The organism is Pseudoalteromonas sp. GW168-MNA-CIBAN-0100 (assembly GCF_040309225.1).
In the GTDB taxonomy this organism is placed as follows: Bacteria; Pseudomonadota; Gammaproteobacteria; order Enterobacterales; family Alteromonadaceae; genus Pseudoalteromonas; species Pseudoalteromonas arctica.
Map to the genome: position 1 here is coordinate 1 of NZ_JBEOOL010000638.1, position 266 is coordinate 266.

At 44.7% G+C, this 266-nt stretch carries 1 pseudogene; it reads right to left on the reverse strand.

The features are described 5' to 3' along the window. Positions 1–266: pseudogene (locus tag AAEY62_RS22785) on the reverse strand (LTA synthase family protein); the annotation flags it as partial.

Sequence of the window (266 nt, forward strand, 5' to 3'; positions counted from 1 at the left end):
GGCCATGTTGCCATAATTAGCCAGCGCACGAGCTTGCTTGATGAGTGCGCTATCGTTATGTTTGGGGTGTAATTGCTTATTTTTATAAATATAGGTGGTTGCCGGTTTATCTGGCTGCAAAATAACAACGTTATCATTTTGCATGTAAGCAAAGTTTTTATCGTACTGCATCATTGCACGCTGCTTATTTTTGGCCACAGGGCGAGTGAGATCGTGACCAATCATTGGGTGTTCACCGCTGGCGCCAATAAGCGACAGTAAGGTGG